We start from the raw sequence: 17,653 nt of genomic DNA, 5'->3' as shown, positions 1-17,653 counted from the left end.
TGCTCTGTGGCTCCGACTAGTAGGTTGCCATCGTTTTGTCCTTGATCAAGTTAAGGAGGTAACGGTGCACGCTAGTCCGGAGTCGTCCGTCTTCATACGACGGATCGACGATCTGGTGCGCGGGCGGTACGGCCAGGCGATGATTGTGTTCCTCACCATCGTGCTCGTGGCTACGCTGGCCGAATGGGGGGCGCAACGCCCCGCGGTTGCGGCACCCCCGGCGGAGGTATCCGCCACCTCGACGGAGCTGGAGCGGCCGGACGAGACGGCGGCGTTGATCACCGCCCGGATGACCGGTAAGCAGGTCCTGATCACCGGTCTCACCTCGGAGACCTCCCAGTTCTGGGCGCAGCCGTCCGGCGAGGTGACCGCGGAGATCGCGGCCGGCCCGGTCCGGATGCGCAACGGCACCGGCGGCTGGACCGACGTGGACCTGACGCTGAAGCGGCGCGACGACGGATCGATCGCCCCGATCGCCCACCCGTACGGGTTGACGTTCTCCGGCGCTGCGGCAGCCGGTGAACACGCCCTGATCACGCTGGGCGAGACCGGGAGCCGGGCCACGCTCGGCTGGAGCGGCATGCTGCCCGAGCCGGTGCTCGACGGCAACCGGGCCACCTACCCGGACGTACGTCCCGGGGTGGACCTGGTGGTCACCGCCACCCGCACCGGCTACCAGCAGGTGCTCATCGTGAAGGACCGGACGGCGGCGGCCCAGGTCAGCCAGATCCGGCTGCCCTGGCAGGTGGAGGGTTCGACGGCACAGACCGACGGCGCCGACGGCCTCGACATCTACAACTCCTCGGGCGAGCAGGTCGGCAACGTCGGCGCCCCGTTGATGTGGGACGCCTCGGTCGACGAGGCCTCGGGGGAGCACCTCCGGCGCGCGCCGGTCGGGCTCAACCTCCATGCTGAGAGCGCCAAGACCACGCTGGTGCTGACGCCGGACCAGGGCTTCCTCACCGACCTGGCCACCACCTACCCGGTGACCATCGACCCGTCCCAGACCATCGGCGTCAACTTCGACGCGTTCGTGCAGTCCAGCTACAGCTCCGACCAGTCCGCGTCGACCGAGCTCAAGCTTGGCACGTACGACGGCGGCACCACGAAGGCCCGGTCCTTCCTCCGCTTCGACAACGTCAACGGCTGGCTGTGGGACAAGCATGTGCAGTCGGCGACGCTGAGCCTGTGGGAGTTCCACTCGTACTCCTGCACCGCCAAGTCGTGGGAGGCCTGGCGGGTCGGCGCGGTCAGCACGGCGACCCGCTGGAGCGCCCAGCCGACGTGGCACGCCAACGTCGGCACCTCCACCCAGACGAAGGGTTACAGCACCTCCTGCGGTGACGGCTGGGTGACCGTGCCGGCTACCGCAGCCTTCCAGCACGCCGCCGACAACCACTCGGCGTCGGTGAACATCGGCATCCGGGCGACCTCCGAGACGGACAACTACGCCTGGAAGCGCTTCAACTCCAAGGAAGCAGCGTCCAACCCGCCCAAGCTGAGCATCACCTACCAGTCGAAGCCCGTGGTCGCCTCGCGGGCGACGGTGCCGGCGACGGCCTGCACCACCGGCACCGGTCGGCCGTACATCAGGAGCCGCACGCCGCAGCTCCGTGCCAAGATCACCGACGGGGATGGCTCGTCGGTCAAAGCCAAGTTCGAGTGGCAGACCAGCGCAGGTGCCGTGATCGGCTCCACCACGGTCGGCCCCGGTGCCTCCGGCTCCTGGCTCGCGGCCACCGTGCCCAGCGGTGCCTTCGCCGAGGGCGGCACCTACAAGTGGCGGGTCCGGGGCAACGACGGCACCATAGACGGGCCCTGGTCGTCCATCTGTGAATTCACCGTCGACACCACCGCGCCGTCGGCTGCGCCGACGATCGCCTCGACGGCGTACCCGGCCGGTCAGTGGGGTGGCGCGGCGGGCACCGCCGGCACCTTCACCTTCGGCGCGTCGAGCGTCACCGACGTGGCGGCGTACGAGTACGGCCTGAACGTCAACCCGCCGAACCAGAGCGTCAACGCGCCCAGCCTCGGCGCGGCCGCCAGCGTCTCGATCACCCCGAGCGCGGACGGGCCGCAAACCCTCTACGTGCGCAGTCGGGACCGGGCCGGCAACCAGTCGGCGATCCGCAGCTACTCGTTCCTGGTGGGGGCGGGTGCGGTCACCAGCCCGAAGACGGGCGACGTCACCGCCGCGAAGCTCGCGGTGACCGGGCTCGGCCAGTCGACGGCGACCGGCGTTACCTACCAGTGGCGGCGGGGCGACAGCGACGCGTGGGCCACCGTACCGGCCGCCCACGTCACCGTGGCTGCCGGCGGCGGCGCGGTGACCTGGCCGCTGCCGACCAGTGGCTCCGGTGCGTTCCCGAAGCTCAACTGGGACGTCGAAGCCACCCTGGCCGCGGTGGACGCTGAGTCGGTGCCCCGGGACGGGCCAGTGCAGGTACGGGGCAGCTTCACCGGTGGCATCGGCGGCTACTCCAGCGCCGTCAAGGTGACCTTCGACCGGGCGCAGGCGTCGGCCGAGTCCGAGGAGATCGGCCCCGGCACGGTCAACCTGATCACCGGCAACTACACCCTCTCCGACACCGACGTCTCGGTCGACGCCCCCGGTAGCGACCTGACCCTCACCCGCTCGTACAACACCCGTCGCGTGGCGCAGACCGACCCGGCGGACATGTTCGGGCCGGGCTGGGTCTCCGGTGCGGTCATCGAGGAGGCCGAGGCCGACTACACCTCGCTGTCGGTCTACGGGTCCCTGGTGCAGATCGGGCTTCCCGACGGCGACACCATCGGCTTCACCCGCCGCAGCAGCACCGCCTTCGACCCGGAAATCGGTATGGAGGCGCTGAACCTGACGTACGCCTCCGCCACCGACACGTACACCATCCGGGAACTCGACGGGCAGGTGACCACCTTCAACCGGGTCACCGGTGCCGCCGCCGGAAAGTACTTCCCGACCTCGGTCACGCTGCCCGGTGACAACCAGACCGTCAGCTACAGCTGGGAGCGGGTCACCGTCGGGGGCAAGGAGATCGTCCGACCCACTCGGATGCTCGCCCCGGTCGCCGACGGCGTCGCCTGCACCACGCTGGCCCGCGGGTGCCGCGCCCTGACCTTCAGCTACGCGACGGCCACCACCGCGACCGGCACGGGCGAGTCGGCCTGGGGTGACTACCTCGGCCGGGTCCGGGAGGTCTCCTTGACCGCCTGGGATTCGGACCTGTCCACCCCGGCGATGCGTACCATCTCGATGGCCCGGTACGCCTACGACAATGCCGGCCGGCTGCGGTCCTCCTGGGATCCTCGGCTCGACTGGAACGACTCCGGCACCATCCGCCACGTCGCGGACACCTACGCCTACGGGGCTGACGGCGTCCTTTCCGGGATCACCCCGGCCGGTCAGGAAGCGTGGCAATTCAGCTACACCACCATTCCCGGTGACCCGGGCACCGGCCGTCTGCACCGGGTGACCCGGTCCGCGCTGGCTGCCGGCACCGCCACCACCACCGTCGTCTACCAGGTGCCGACCAGCGGCACCGGTGCCCCGTACGACCTTTCCCCCGCCCAGACGGCCCGCTGGGGGCAGGCCGAGGCGCCGACCGACGCCACCGCCGTCTTCCCGCCCAGCCAGGTGCCCGGCGGCGATCCGGCCGCAGGGACCCTGCCGACCTCCTGGGAACACGCCGAGGTGACCTACCTCGACGCCAACGCCCGCGCGGTCAACGAGGTCGCCCCGGGTGGGCACACCACCGCCACCTGGTACGACCAGTGGGGCAACACGGTGCGGTCGCTGACCGCCGCCAACCGGGTGCGCGCCCTGGACGCCTCCACCTCCGACACGGCCAGTGTGGAGGCGACGCTGGCCGGGAAGCTCTCCTCCACCAAGAGCTACTCCGCCGACGGTCAGCTGCTGCTCGTCGAGACCGAACCGGAGCACGACGTGGTGCTCGACAGCGGTGCCACCGTCCGGGGCCGGTTGGTCACCCGGTACAAGCACGACGAGGGGGCACCCACCACCGGTGCGCCGTACCACCTGGTAACCACCCAGGACGAGCTGGTCCAGTACCGGAGCGCGGCGGGCACGCTCACCGAAACCGATCTGCGTCGCACCACGACGGCGTACGACTGGAACCTGCGGCAGCCGACCGTGCTGACCGTCGACCCGGCCGGGAAGGCCCTGGTCACTCGGTTCGGCTACGACATCGAGACCGGGCTGCCGAACTCCACCACGATGCCGGCTGGCGGCACGTCGACCACCACCCCGCAGACCCGGCAGACGATCGCCTACCGGGCGACGTCCGGCTCCGGCTATGCGGAGTGTGACCTGCGGCCGGAGTGGGCGGGGCTGACCTGCCGTACCCAGCCGGGCGGACAGGCGGCGACCGGGCCGGAAGTGCCCTACTCCGTCACCACCTACGACATGTACCACCAGGTGCGGACGATCACCGAGAAGACCAGCGCTGGTGTCCTGCGGACCACCACGACCACGTACGACGGTGCTGGTCGGGTCCGGGATGTGGCGGTGACCGCAGCGGCCGGACTGGGCGCGGCGGTGCCGGTGCAGCGCAGCGAATACGACCCGGCCACCGGGACGCTGACCCGGGTCCAGTCGGTGACCAACAACGCGGTCACCGCCCAGATCGTGCGCGGCTACGACCGGCTCGGTCGGCAGGTGTCCTACACCGATGCCGACGGCAACACCTCGACCACCGGGTACGACCTGCTCGGGCGGGCATCGACCAGCTCGGACGGAAAGGTCACCCGGACCTACCACTACGACGGGGTGGACGGTCGCCGTGACCTGCTCACCAAGGTCGTCGACGGGCAGGTCGGCACCTTCACCGGCAGCTACGACGCCGACGGCAACCTGGTGTCGGAGACCTGGCCCAACGGTGTGGTGGTCAACACCGAGTACGACGAGACCGCTACCCCGGTGGGGCTCACCTACGCCCGTCCGGGCTGCGGACAGGACGACTGCACGCTGCTGAGCGAGGCGATCACCGAGTCGGGCCACGGCCAGTGGCGGCGGGCCGTCTCGACCCTGTCGGACCAGACCTACGGCTACGACGCCGTCGGCCGGCTGACCAGCGTCGCGGACACCGTCGCCGCGCAGTGCACCACCCGCACGTACGCGTACACCGCGGCCAGCAACCGCACCTCGATGACGACGTACGTCCCCGCCGCCGACGGTGCCTGCCAGAGCACCACGGCGGCCGGTACGCGGAGTTGGAGCTACGACACGGCCGACCGGGTGAACAGCACCGGGTACGGGTACGACGCGTTGGGTCGGACGACCGCTGTGCCAGCGGTCGACACCGCCGTACCGGCGAGCGGGGCCCTGAGCGTGGCCTACCACGTCACGGACCTGGTCGACCGGATCACCCAGGGCACGCGGACCACCGACTACACCCTCGACGTCGCGGGCAACCGGATCCGGTCCTGGACGGACAACGCGTCGGGTTCGGTCGTGCAGGCGGTCCACCACTACGACGACGACAGCGACAACCCGGCCTGGACCCAGGAGTCTGCGACGCAGTGGACGCGGACGGTGACCGGCCTGTCGGCCATGGCCGCCACCTGGGACAGCGACACCGGCCAGGCAGAGTGGCAGCTGCGTAACCTGCACGGCGATCTGATCGCCAGCATCCGCAACGGCGACGCGGGGGTCTCCAGCACCGGGGAGAGCACCGAGTACGGTACGCCGCGCAATCCGGCCGATGTCGGGACGCAGCGCTACGGGTGGCTGGGTGCGGAGCAGCGGGCGGCGGACACCCCCGCCGGCATCGTCCTGATGGGGGTACGCCTCTACAACCCGACCACGGGCCGGTTCCTCCAGACCGACCCGGTGTACGGCGGCAACGCCAACCCGTACGACTACTGCTCCGGTGACCCGATCAACTGCTTCGACCTCGACGGTCGGCGTGGCTGGGGCAAGTGGCTCGACCGGGCCGGCGCGGTGCTCGGTGTCGCGGCGATGTTCGGCTGCGGCCCGTGTGCGGCGGTCTCCGCCGGTATCTCGCTCGGGCGGGGCATCTACAAGCTCCGCAGGGGTGACCGCAGCGGGTGGTCCGACATTGTCGGAGCAGGTACCTTCGGTGCCGCCAAGGCGCTGCGCTACGGCGGCAAGTTCGTCAAGAGCCGCCGGATCAAGAAGGCACCGAAGGGGGTCGCGGGCCGCAGCAAGTACTACAAGAAGAAGCGGAAGCAGGCGGCGGCCAAGCACCGCAAGTACCAGCGGAGGGTGGTCCGCCGGGCCGACCGGATCGACACCGGTTGGGGCTACTACTCGACCGGTGTGTCGGCCCGCGACGGCTACCGTGACTACCGCAAGTGGCGTAGCAAGCGCAGGAGGTAAGAACGTGTCGGGTCCCGAGCAGCCACCGCTGCCGTACGCCATGACCCTGGCCCTGGCGGGCGGGTTGGATCGACTGACCCGCCGCTGGTCCTGGGATCTGGCGGCCGAGTACCAACGCTGGTTGGCAGCGGTGCTCGGGCCCCGGCCGGCACAGTTGGACGAGGAGAGCGCACCGGTGCTTGCCGCCCGGTTTCTGCACGCGCTCTGGCTGGTGCTCGCGGTGCTGTTGGCGGTGGCCACGCTGCCGTTCCCGGCACCGTTGAGCGGCGGCGGCGTGCTGGCCGTCGGTGCGCTCACCCTCGGCGCCTGCGTCGGGTTCGTCAATGCCGCGCTCGGCTACCTGAGCGAGCGCGGCACCTCCCGGCTGGCCCGGCACCCGCTGTTCACCGCCGGTTGGCTGGTGGTGGTCGGTGTGTTGGACGCTGTCGTCCTGGTCACCGTCTTCTTCTGACCCGCCGGCGTTGACGGCGGCTAGGTCGACCAGGTCAAGGAGGCGGCAGAAGCGCCCAGGTCATGGCTGTTGATCGCAATATCCACCGTATCGTGTGTTTTGTTCGCGATAGCAGGGCTTGTCCTGATCTGCGGCCTTACCGTGATCGGCAGCGGCGACGAACCGTAGCCGTCCGCGCCCGTTGGCGTGGCCAGATTTGGCGTGCAGGCAGGAGAACTTGATGTCCATTTGCCCAGGGAATGAGGAGAACTCCGACAGCCCCGGAACGCAGCGAACAAGACGACGGTCCCGATGGTTCTTACCCGGCGGCTCCACGGCCAGACGCCTGGTCACCGGTGTGGCCGGGATCGGGATCGTATCGGTGGTCGGTGGCGCCTACGCCCTGTACGGTGCGAGCCCGGATGATGTGGGCTGGGGGCAGCTGAGCTCGATCATCTCCAGCAAGGAACCGGGAGAGAGCGGACCGAACAGGGAACAGACCCGCGAGGGTCGCCCCGAAGAGCAGGCGTCAACGCCGGCAGAGACGCCGGCAAGTAATCCAGCGGAGACACCAGCGGGCGAGCTGGCTGAACCGCCGGCAGAGACCCCAGCAAGCGAGCCGGCTGAACCGCCCGTGCGGACCGGTGCGACCGAGGTGACGTCCGTACCCTGTGGCGTTCACGAACTCGTCGCCGCGCTGGTACGCGCCAACGCCGAAGGGGGCGGCAACCTCACCCTGGCCGCCGGCTGCACCTACCGGCTGTCCACGCCTGATCAGAGCGATGCCCAGTCCGGTCTGCCGATCGTCCAGCACCCGATCACCATCAACGGTGCGGGGGCAACCATCACCCGATCCGCCAACGCTGCGGCATTCCGGTTCTTCACTGTTCGCGGCGGCGGCGAGCTGAACCTGACCGACCTGAACCTCACCAACGGGCAGGCCGCGAGTGGGGGCAGCATCCAGATCGACCACGACGCTACCGCCACCGTAGAACGGGTCACGTTCACCCGCAACGCTGCGCTCGCAGCAGATGGGGGCGGCGGCGCGATCTTCAATGACGGCCATCTGACCCTGGTCGACAGCGCGTTCCACGGCAATCGGGCGGCCAACGCGGCTGGCAATGGCGGCGCTCTCCTCAATGGAGGTGTGCTGACCGTCGCTGGTTCCGAGTTCACCAACAACAGTGCCGGAGGGTTCGGCGGAGGCTTCGCCAACTTCAAGGGCGCGGCCGATGTCGCGACCAGCACCTTCGTCAGCAACAGTGCGACCGAGGGCGGCGGCATCGCCAGCGTGAACGCCCGTACCAAGGTCTGGGACACCGACGTCACCCGCAACTCTGCCAAGGTCGGTGGCGGCATCGTCAACCGGGAGGCGGTGATCACCCTGCGCAACCTGGGGATCCGCCGGAACATCTCGACCACGAACGGCGGCGGCATCGCCACCGTCAACGGGCTGGTCTCGGCGGACGACAGCTTCGTCGAGGAGAACAGCGGGAGTGGGAACGGTGCCGGCATCTTCGCGGAGACGTCGACCCTGCTCGTACGGCGGACCGAGGTGAACCGCAACAGCGGGGTCGGACAGAAGTCGAAGGGCGCCGGCATCCATGCGGAGAAGGGCCAGGTGACTGTCTTCAAGAGCAGGGTGGCCGAGAACGACTCCACCGAGAAGCCGGGTGGCCTCTGGGTCAAGGATGCCCAGGCCAAGATCGATAACGTCACGACCGTCACCAGGAACTTGCCCGTCAACTGTGGAAAGTCCATCGAGAACTGCTTCGGCTGAGCAACGCCCGAGGCGCGTACAGCGGAACCAGCAGCGGGCGCGGGAGACCGGAATAGGCTCCCGCGTCCGCTGTTTGTTACTCGTTGGTAACGATGTCGTCATAATCTTCTAATCTTCGATGCTGCCTCCTACGCTGCGGCTATCCGATGCCGCTACCCCCACCTGCAAGGAACGCGTATGGAGAAGCGTCGATCAACCCTGTTCAGATCCGTACTGGCGGTTCTGGCCACAGTGGTCGTGGCTGGTGCCGCAACCACGACCCCCGCCGTCGCCGCCGTCCCGACGGTGAACCAGAGCACCGTCACGGCCGTCCCCACGACTGGTGTCCGCTTTGTCGACATCACCAGTGCCGGCGTGGTGCTGAAGGCCAACGTGATCGCCCCGGCCGTCGCCGGCCAGTACCCGGCCGTCATCTTCCCCGCCAGCTGGGGCCTCAACGACCTCGAATACCTGGCCCAGGCGAAGAAGCTCGCCGCCAAGGGCTACGTCGTCGTCTCGTACACGCCCCGAGGCTGGTGGTCCTCGGGTGGTGAGATCGACACCGCCGGCCCGAAGGACATGGCCGACCTGACCAAGGTGGTCGACTGGACCATCGCGAACACCGCCACCGACCCGACCCGCATCGGCGCGGGCGGCATCTCCTACGGTGCCGGACTGAGCCTGCTCGGCTCGGCCTTCGACTCGCGCATCCGTACCGTGGCCATGATGAGCGGCTGGACCGACCTCACCTCCTCGCTCTACGCCGACTCCACCCGCCACCTCCAGTCCAGCGGGCTGCTCAAGATCGCCGCCGACCTGCTCGGCAACCCCGGACCGGAGCTGACCAGCAAACTGGAAGACTTCGCCGCCAACCGCAACATCAACGAGGTCATCGCCTGGGCTGACGCCCGGTCCGCAGCCAGCTACATCGACCAGATCAACGCGAACCAGCCCGCTGTGCTGATCGCAAACGCCTGGGGGGACACGTTCTTCCCGCCGAACCAGCTCGTCGACTTCTACGGCCAGCTCACCGGCCCGAAGCGCCTCGAACTGCGCCCCGGCGACCACGCGATCGCCGAACTGACCGGCGTCCTCGGCATCGAGAACGAGGTCTGGACCAACGTGTTCCGCTGGTTCGACCAGCACCTGGCCGGCATCGACACCGGCATCAGCCAGGAACCCCCGGTTCTGCTGCGCCCGCACAACGCCGCCGCCGAGGCACACTCGAACTGGCCGACGGCGCAGAACCAGCGCTACGGGCTGGGCGCGATCCGCCTGCTCGACGGGACCGGTCTGCTCGGTGGCGCACCGAGCAGCGGCTGGCGCAAGACCCTGCCGACCGAGCTCGACACCACCGCCAACGGCGGCGTCGTACTCCTTACCAACGGGATCGGTGCCTTCACCGGCAAAATGCCGGAGGTCTGGCTGCCCAGCGTGGACCGGGTACGTGCCGGGGTCTGGGCCTCGCAGCGGCCCTCCACCGCACAGCGCATCCGTGGCGTCCCGAAACTGCACCTTGAGCTCACCAGTGCCGCCGCCCGGGGCACCCTGGTCGCCTACCTGTACGACCTCGACCAGCTCGGCACCGCCAAGCTGATCACCCACGCGCCAGTCACCTGGCTGGGCACCAGCTCCGGCAGCCGCAGCGTCGACGTCAACCTGACGGCGACCGCCTACGACCTGCCGGCGGGCCACTCGCTCACCCTCGTCGTCGACACCGTCGACCCGCTCTACTACGAAGAGAACGGGGCCGGCACGATCACCATCGGCGGCGGGTCCTACCTGGACGTACCGATCAAGTAGCCGCCGCGAAGATCCACCGAGACCGCGTCCGCCGCCCGTACTGGTTTACTCGGGCGGCGGACGCAGTCGCAGGTGACGCAGCTTGGCGGCGATCGTTGGTAGCAGCGCCTCCGATGTACGTGTTGCGTCAGTCCTCGGACGGCAGCCAGTAGACGGAGACGGCGTGCAGCGTGTCCGGCCCGTCGTTGCGTACCTGATGCGGCACCTTGCTCTCGAACGCCACCACGTCCCCGGCCCGCACCACCGCCGTCTGATCAGCCCAGGTCAGGACGCCGACCCCGGAGACGACGATCCACACCTCACGCGACCGGTGTACGTCCAGGTCGTTCGACGTTCCCGGGGCCACCGACCAGCGGGCGAGCTCGAACGGGGCGGGTGACTCTGCCGGGAACGGCAACAGCGCCTGGTGCACCGGACCGCCCTCGCTGAAGTCGTACCAGTGGGCAAACTCGACGGGGCCACCGCTCATGGTCAGGTTGGTGCTCGACATGTCGTCCAGGTTCCCGCCCGCAGTCCTCGTACGTCTGGCGCGAATCGGACGTTGCGCTGGTGTCAGCTGCGGGGCAGGTACACCCGCCAACCGGGTACGGTGACCACGTCAAATGCGCCCGGTTCGGTGCCGATCCGCTGATCGAGCTGGGTGGCCAGCGGCGAGTCGACCGGTACGACCCAGGCCGCACCCGGGTCGGCTGCCACCGCCGGCCGGTACGCCCGAATGCGGTCCAAGCCGGGAGTCAGATCGTCCTTAACTACCGCGCACACCACGTCTTCCGTGGTGGCGAAGGTGAGCCGATTGCAGGTCCAGTAACCGCCGTAGACGTGGCGTACACCCAACTCGTCGAGGGTGTCGACGAGCGTGCGGTGCCGCTCGGCCTCCGCATGAGTGGCCGGCACGGTACGGATCGCCGCGACGGTCGCCCACGCGGCCGTGCCGAGGATGGCCGCCAGTACGGCGGACGCCACCACGCGAAGGCCGCCGGAGCGTCGACGAGCCGCCTGCCACAGCGGCCAGAGCAGGGCTGGCATGGCAATCGTCAGGCAGGAGAGATACCGGGCGCTCTCCACCGGGGTCCGTCCGGCCGAGCTGCTCACCACGTACGCCGCGAGCACCGCTGCGGCCCCGGCCAGCAGCGCCAGCCGTACCGCCGCCGACACCCGCTGCTCGTCACCGGGCTCTCCGGCCGGCCCGCGCGCGGCGCGCAGCGTACGCCAGGCGAGCAGGGCACCCAGGACTAGCAGGACCGGGAAGGCGAGTGCCCACCAGAACTGCCAGATGGTGCAGTGGCTCGGCGAGCAGAAGCCCATCCCGAGCGGCGGACCGAGCACCAGGCCGCCGTACAGCCGATCACCCCAGCCCGCCGACGCGCCCCCGCCGCTGGCGGTCAGGACAGCGGCGAGCGGGTTGCGGCCGTACCAGATGCTGTCCAACAGCATCGGTGCCGCCCCTAGCAGCATCGTCCCGGCGGCCACCAGCCCGGCCCGACCGGCCAGCTCCCGCCGTCGCCAGACCGCCAGCACCACACCGGTCCCGAGGATGTACGGCAGCAGCAGCGGGTCGGCCCAGAGCATGATCCCGGAGATCAGCCCCCAGATCGCCCAGCGCGGCAGCCGCCGCCCCGATCCGCCGAGGCAAAGCTCCACGGTGAGCAGGGCAAGTGCGGCTCCGGCCGGGTTCATCTCGGGGTAGCCGCCCCCGGCGATGAGCTGGTTCTTGACCACCCGGTCCGAGCCGAGCGCGAGGAAACCGACGACCAGCAGGGCGAACCAGGGATCCCCGCCGAGCCGGCGGGTGAGCCGCCAGGACAGGGCGAGAAACAGCGCGAACATCGCGAGGGTAGGTAGCCGCAGCGCGAGCACCGACGGCCCGAAGAGCGCGAAGATCGGCGCGGCCAGGTACGCCTCCAGCGTCCCCATGTACGCCTGGCCGTAGAACCAGACCGGGAAGTCCTCGCCACGGGCGATGCGCAGGGCGGCCAACCCCATGGTCGCCTCGTCGCTGTTGGTGGGCGGCGCGTCGGCCAGCAACAGCGCCAGCCGGTATCCGACGCCGGCCAACCCGACGAGCAGGGCGAGCAGCACCGGCAGCCGAAGATGCCAGTACGTGCGTGGGCGGGCCTGGTCAGCTGGCTTCTGGCGTACCCCGGCGATCATCGCTGCGATCATGCCACACGGGCGGCTGTTGTTACCTGACCTCAACAGCAGCGCCGGGGCGGCGGCGACTGGTGTGCCAATAGATAGCCGTACCAAGTCGGGACGGTAAAAACGACGATTTAACTCAGATCAAGGGAATATCACCTGATGACGATCACGGGTAGGTAGGGCTGAACCGTCATGCGGATGGCTGGCCGGATCCCTGTTTGTGATGTGCGGCAGCGTGACGGCAGATTCGGTCAAGTAGCGGATGGCGTAATCGGCGATGGCTCTGAAAGGATGCGATGCGGTGCGGACAGCTCGACGAGACGGGGACAGCGAATGCCCAGAGAGAAGATGTGGGTAGAGTACGACGACGGAGCGCACCTGTCGAACTCGCACACGAAGCCTGGCTCTTTTAGCCCGCTGACCCGCAGTGATGGCAGCAACAAGCTGGGACAGGTCACGCTCGACCCCATCGAAGAACAGTCTCTGCGATCTTCGGAACGCTCGGAGCTCGAGCAGATGCTGCGAGGTCTGGCTTTCTCTTTGGCTCTTTATGCTCTGGAACGGGCCCGGCCGCACGTCGCGCGATTGATGACCGAACAGGTTCTCCCAGCCGTGAAATCCGGATTGGTGAGGGCTCTCAGTCGCCGCAAGAGTGACGACGTCCTAGACGCCGTTGTCGAGCCGCCGGTGCGGGTAGTGCTCGAGCCAGCGGACGCGGCGCAGGAAGTATCGGCCGTGATCAAGTCTTACCAAGCGGGGATGAGTAGGGAAGAAGCGCGGCAGCGCATCGTCGCCGCTTTGGCAGCCCGGCTGTTCAGCGACGAGCAGCTGCGCATCTTGCGCAACGCTCGGATCGAGGACGAGGGCGACGGGCCGAAAGTGGACGGCAGCGCAGTCGTGCTCACGGAGCAGCAACTCAGGGACAGCATCAAGCTGATTTTTGAGGCGACGCCATCCCTGCTGGAGGAACGGGAGCTGGTTCAGCTCAGGAAGATTCTCGATCCCGGCACGGGCGCGGACGACGACACAACCGTCGGACGCATCTGACGTGACTGCGCGGCTACGGCTGCCAGAATCGGACCCTCGTCTTCGCACATCACGGCGCATCTGACCGAGGCGATTCGGGCGCCGCCACAATGACTTTTACTCTTCCAGCTCACCGCGCTGTTAATGGAGCCACGGGGACTCGAACCCCGCCATCCGCCTTGCAAGAGCGGCGCTCTTCCATCTGAGCTATGGTCTCAGGCTTCGCGAGGGAACTTTCCATCACGGTGTTGGCGCTGCTCACCGAACAGGTCCGCACCCCACTACTGCAGATAAGAGTCGAACCTGGCCGGTCTCCATTGCGACACCCGGGCCGATCTGGACAGGCCGACCAAGCGGGCGGCCCAACACCGGCCAAACCCGGCTGGTCTCCGTCGCGGCATTTCGGACGGCGTTGGCGATCTCCTCGACGTGGAGTACCCAACACTGGCCGAACCCAGTCGGAGTCCATGCTGACTTTGTCCGGCTTGTAGGCGGGCTCGGCGCACCCACCAAACACCGGCCGAACTTGGCCGGTGTTTGGTGCTGTGCGTATTGCCAGAAGGTCCAAACAAATTTTGTTTGCGAGTATCGCTCTCAAACAGTAATGTTTTCGCCGGATACCCTCTTTAAAATCGTGAAGATGTCGTCTTTCAGGTAGGGAGTGGTGGCCAAAGTTGTGGAGGAATGCTTGGTGTAGGCGCTTCCGTCGATATCTATGATGCTGGCGCCCGCTTCGCGCGCGATGGCTACACCAGCTGCCATGTCCCAAAGGTGATTGGATAGCGTGAGGGCGGCGTCGATTTTTCCCTCGGCAAGCCAAGCGAGGTCAAGTGCGGCTGAGCCGGTCATGCGTACTCGCTGGACAATCTCGGCAAGCTCTGCGGTCAGGGCCAGTCGTAAGCGATTCTTGACTGCTGCGTCGATGCCCACTGCGTAGTCGCCGATGGCCACGATTGCCGAAGTGATGTTGTTAGTGGCGCTTGTCATGATCGGTTGCCCGTTTAGGTGCGCGCCATTGCCAATCGTTGCGCTATATCGACCGGTCAGGAAGGGTAGGTCGATAACGCCGAGGACGGGATTTTCGTGGTGCACGAGGCCGAGGGATATTCCGCACATCGGGAGACTGCGAACAAAGTTCGCTGTCCCGTCGATTGGATCCAGTGCCCACTGCATCTCGGTCGCACCAAATGGGCCTTCTTCCTCGCCATGAAAGCCAATGTGGGGCGTTCGTTCGCGCAGAAAAGAGCGAACCTCGCGTTCGATTTGGTAGTCCAGCTGGGAAGCTAGGTCTCGATCGCCTTTGTGGGTAAGTGCTCCTGGGCTTTGGTTCCTGAGGAGATGACTGGCGCGGTCGACTGCTTCGATTGCGATCGGAAGTAGTGCCTGGTAGGTCGTCATAGCTGTCGGCGCTGCTCCCAGTGGGCGTCGAAGATCTGGTCAAAGATGGGGTACAGGCCCGTAGTGGAGCGATTCTCTGTGACGAGCGTCGGGGAATCTATTCCCCGGCCTTGCGGTAGGTATGCTTGAGAGACGCAGACGTCGTCGATGAGAATTATGTTGAAGCGAATGGTTTGATCGTAAGTGGCGATGGTGAGGGTGCCTGTCGAGTCGGTTGGCAGGCGATCTCGAATTCTCGACATTGTTTCGATGTTCAGCTTGGTCAGAGAGGACAGATGGCCGGCCGGAAACTCCTCTTCTATTTCTCTTGCGCGTATTGCGTCCCCATCTGGGTCGGCGAAGAGACATCGAACATTAGTGCCAGTTCGGAGGAGTTCGTCCCAGTGACGGTCTGGGTAATGCTGGCATAGAAGGTTGAGAGATAGCCCCATGGCACGTACGTCGCGAGCGCCGTCAAGTAGGCTTTCTGGGGGCATATGTGTCGTAAGCTCAGCTCGATTTGTGTATGCGGCTCTGAGGTCGGCTAGATGTGTCGAATTCGGAAGGAGGTCACTGAAGGTGCTAGAGCTGCCTCGACTCGCCAGACTTGCTGCGATAAGTACATCGCCCGGGGGTGTTGTTGTAGATTCCCACGCGTTAAGAGAGGCTTCTGTTGGCTTCCATCCGAGGTGTACGGCGAGTGCTTCGGCGAACTCGGCAAGCGTAAAGCCGAGAGTCTCTCTGGCCATTGCAATCTGTTGTCGGGAGAGGATCGCAAGATCACGCCCACTGCCGCTGTCTGTTGACGGGTCATTGATCAGATCTAATCGGCTCAGCATGCTATTGAACCGGCTGTGTGTCTGATTGTCTGACTGGTCGAGAGTGGTGTCGAGAGCAGCTTGTATCTCGGGTCGAGGGGAGATAGCCGTCTGGCCAGCCTCCCATTTGGAGACAGTTCGTTCGGCGACACCGAGGCGTTCGGCGAAATCGCGGATGCTCATGCGTAGGGCGTGGCGGAGGGCTCGGGTCTCTCGGCCTGTCCACCGATGCACAGTCGTCAAAGATCGTCTCCGATCATGTCGAGATCGGTCTTTGGGCAGCCTACCGGCAACTTCGTTCGTATAGGTACAGCGCGAGTGCAGAGTGTAGTCGTGCCATTGGAGAGGTGCGTTGACCACGATCAGGGCATGGCCCGGGGCGGGTGCTGGCTCCGGTGGCGGGTGACTCCCCTGATTGCTTGTGTCGCTGCTCCCGCCCGTCCCGGTGCCGTTCCAGGTTTCCCGGATGGTGTAGGGGAGAGAGCTTGTGATGGGTGTGGACAGTGGATCGTCAGCCGACGAGCCTGCGGGGTTCGAGCGGTTGGGGTCGATGGGGGTACGGGATGCGGTGGGCCGCTGGCTGTGGCTGGTGGAGGCGGACACCGAGCTGAAGCCGTTCCTGGTGGGGGTGGATCGGGTCCGGTTGGCGGCGCATCTGGTGTTGTTGCTGACGGCGGCGTTGGGTGGCCCAAAGGGCGACGTGGTCCGTCCGTGCGCGGCAGCGTGGCGAGGGCTCGGCATGTCGGAGGGGCAGCACCGTCGGGCGGTCAACTACCTGGTGGGGACGTTGCGGGCGATGGGCGTGTCACCCTCAGCCGCTGACCGCGCCGGCCAGGCGTTCTCCGAGGAGACCCCGGTATGAGGGTCGGCAACGGGACCGAGTTGATGGCGTCGTGGGCGGCCACGATGCGACATGTCGATCAGGCCGTGGAGCACTTTTGGTATCTGGTGGAGGATTCTCGCCCGGGGCTGCTGCCAGCTGGGGACGCGGTGCTGTTCCTGACCGGCTTGGGTCGGCTGGTTAGTGGTGGTGATGATGCGGCGGGTCGGGCAGCGTTGTTGGCGGTGTTGGGTCGGGCGTACCGGCGGTTTTGCCTGTTCACGCCGCATCATCTGCCGATCGGTGACGCGTTGATCGACACGGTGGCCTGCTATGCCCGCCCGTGGTGGTCGCCGCGGCTGGCCCGGGATTGGCAGCGGTTGTATAGGCCGACGATCCGGGCCTTGGCTCGGGTGGGGCGTGGGGTGGGGGAGGGGCCGGCGTGGTGGTCGGCTGAGGTGGTCGATCATGATCGGCCTGCGCCGGGGATTGCGATTCTGACGGTACGACCGCAGGGGCTGTTGCCTGTGCGTCCTGGTCAGGCGGTGCCGGTGATGGTGTCGCAGGTGCCGGGCAGGTGGCGTTGGTACGCCCCGGCGAACGCGCCCCGATCGGATGGCAGCCTCGAACTTCATGTGCGGGCGGTCCCGGGCGGCGAGGTGTCCCACGCCCTGGTCGACCAGGTGTGCGCTGGTGATCGGGTGTGGCTTGGGCCGCCGTACGGGAATGGGTTGATGCTGGACCCGGACGTTGGTGCGGATCTGCTGTTGGTGGCTGGTGGTACGGGGTTGGCTCCGTTGCGGGCTTTGGTGGAGCAGGTCGCCGCCGCCCCGGACACTCCTCGGCGGGTGACCCTGGTGGTCGGCTCACGCAACTTCATCGACCTGTATGACGCGACGAGTTTGGACAAGTTGGAGTGTGCCCATGACTGGTTGAGGTTGGTGCCGGCGGTGTCGCATGACGTGGAGAACACCGAGCCGGAGGAACGGGGTGACGCGTTGACGCTTGCCTTGGCGCACTATCGCCCGGGGCAGGAGGTGTACGTGTGTGGTCCGCCGGCGATGAACCGGGACGCACTGTTGCGGCTGTTGGTGGCCGGGGTGCCGGCGGAACAGATTCACCT

At 67.3% G+C, this 17,653-nt stretch carries 11 protein-coding genes and 1 tRNA gene; 7 read left to right on the top strand and 5 right to left on the bottom strand.

Features of this window, described 5'->3' with window-relative positions:
• The first annotated feature begins 64 nt into the window (after positions 1-64).
• The 4 genes from ACWDV4_RS21120 (at position 65) to ACWDV4_RS21105 (ending at position 10,350) form a co-directional block, all read left to right on the top strand.
• Positions 65-6,358, top strand: coding sequence for a DNRLRE domain-containing protein (locus ACWDV4_RS21120; protein ID WP_449981377.1), 6,294 nt, complete (start codon positions 65-67; stop codon positions 6,356-6,358).
• 4 nt (positions 6,359-6,362) lie between these two features.
• Positions 6,363-6,809 carry a hypothetical protein gene (locus ACWDV4_RS21115; RefSeq protein WP_449981375.1) on the top strand — a complete coding sequence of 149 codons (447 nt, stop codon included), beginning with the start codon at positions 6,363-6,365 and terminating at the stop codon, positions 6,807-6,809.
• Between the two features lie 361 nt (positions 6,810-7,170).
• On the top strand, positions 7,171-8,568 hold the full coding sequence (locus tag ACWDV4_RS21110; protein WP_449981373.1) for a hypothetical protein: 1,398 nt from the start codon (positions 7,171-7,173) through the stop codon (positions 8,566-8,568).
• 177 nt (positions 8,569-8,745) lie between these two features.
• Positions 8,746-10,350, top strand: coding sequence for a CocE/NonD family hydrolase (locus tag ACWDV4_RS21105; RefSeq protein ID WP_449981371.1), 1,605 nt, complete (start codon positions 8,746-8,748; stop codon positions 10,348-10,350).
• A 127-nt stretch (positions 10,351-10,477) separates the two neighbouring features.
• Here the strand turns inward: ACWDV4_RS21105 and ACWDV4_RS21100 are convergent, their stop codons facing one another.
• Together ACWDV4_RS21100 and ACWDV4_RS21095 are read right to left on the bottom strand one after the other, a co-directional pair.
• Positions 10,478-10,840, bottom strand: a complete 363-nt coding sequence (locus ACWDV4_RS21100) for a cupin domain-containing protein (RefSeq protein WP_449981369.1) — start codon at positions 10,838-10,840, stop codon at positions 10,478-10,480.
• A 62-nt stretch (positions 10,841-10,902) separates the two neighbouring features.
• On the bottom strand, positions 10,903-12,513 hold the full coding sequence (locus ACWDV4_RS21095; protein ID WP_449981367.1) for an ArnT family glycosyltransferase: 1,611 nt from the start codon (positions 12,511-12,513) through the stop codon (positions 10,903-10,905).
• Between the two features lie 309 nt (positions 12,514-12,822).
• On the opposite strand from ACWDV4_RS21095, the gene ACWDV4_RS21090 reads away from it, so the two are divergent.
• A complete protein-coding gene (locus ACWDV4_RS21090; protein WP_449981365.1) occupies positions 12,823-13,536 on the top strand; it encodes a hypothetical protein in 714 nt (237 codons plus the stop codon).
• 124 nt (positions 13,537-13,660) lie between these two features.
• Here ACWDV4_RS21090 and ACWDV4_RS21085 read toward each other — a convergent pair.
• The 3 genes from ACWDV4_RS21085 to ACWDV4_RS21075 form a co-directional block, all read right to left on the bottom strand.
• Positions 13,661-13,732 (bottom strand) — tRNA-Ala (locus ACWDV4_RS21085).
• Positions 13,733-14,109: 377 nt separating this feature from the next.
• Positions 14,110-14,913 (bottom strand): inositol monophosphatase family protein, encoded by an 804-nt coding sequence (locus ACWDV4_RS21080; RefSeq protein ID WP_449981364.1) that lies wholly within the window; start codon positions 14,911-14,913, stop codon positions 14,110-14,112.
• Positions 14,910-15,944, bottom strand: a complete 1,035-nt coding sequence (locus ACWDV4_RS21075) for a DUF5919 domain-containing protein (RefSeq protein ID WP_449981539.1) — start codon at positions 15,942-15,944, stop codon at positions 14,910-14,912. The genes ACWDV4_RS21080 and ACWDV4_RS21075 overlap by 4 nt, the downstream gene beginning before the upstream one ends.
• Positions 15,945-16,200: 256 nt before the next feature.
• On the opposite strand from ACWDV4_RS21075, the gene ACWDV4_RS21070 reads away from it, so the two are divergent.
• Both ACWDV4_RS21070 and ACWDV4_RS21065 read left to right on the top strand, forming a co-directional pair.
• On the top strand, positions 16,201-16,572 hold the full coding sequence (locus ACWDV4_RS21070; protein ID WP_449981362.1) for a globin: 372 nt from the start codon (positions 16,201-16,203) through the stop codon (positions 16,570-16,572).
• On the top strand, positions 16,569-17,653 hold a 1,085-nt coding region (locus tag ACWDV4_RS21065; RefSeq protein WP_449981360.1), incomplete at its 3' end, for an FAD-binding oxidoreductase. The genes ACWDV4_RS21070 and ACWDV4_RS21065, both read left to right, overlap by 4 nt.

This window comes from Micromonospora sp. NPDC003197 (assembly GCF_053590565.1).
The sequence above is the reverse complement of the archived record's forward strand: the minus strand, read 5'-3'. Positions and strand labels throughout refer to the sequence as shown.

Bases quoted from the DNA above. Each gene is read 5' to 3' on its own strand.
- ACWDV4_RS21105 (WP_449981371.1), top strand. From the start codon at position 8,746: ATGGAGAAGCGTCGATCAACCCTGTTCAGATCCGTACTGGCGGTTCTG.
- ACWDV4_RS21100 (WP_449981369.1), bottom strand. From the start codon at position 10,840: ATGTCGAGCACCAACCTGACCATGAGCGGTGGCCCCGTCGAGTTTGCC.
- ACWDV4_RS21095 (WP_449981367.1), bottom strand. From the start codon at position 12,513: ATGATCGCAGCGATGATCGCCGGGGTACGCCAGAAGCCAGCTGACCAG.
- ACWDV4_RS21090 (WP_449981365.1), top strand. From the start codon at position 12,823: ATGCCCAGAGAGAAGATGTGGGTAGAGTACGACGACGGAGCGCACCTG.
- ACWDV4_RS21080 (WP_449981364.1), bottom strand. From the start codon at position 14,913: ATGACGACCTACCAGGCACTACTTCCGATCGCAATCGAAGCAGTCGAC.
- ACWDV4_RS21070 (WP_449981362.1), top strand. From the start codon at position 16,201: ATGGGTGTGGACAGTGGATCGTCAGCCGACGAGCCTGCGGGGTTCGAG.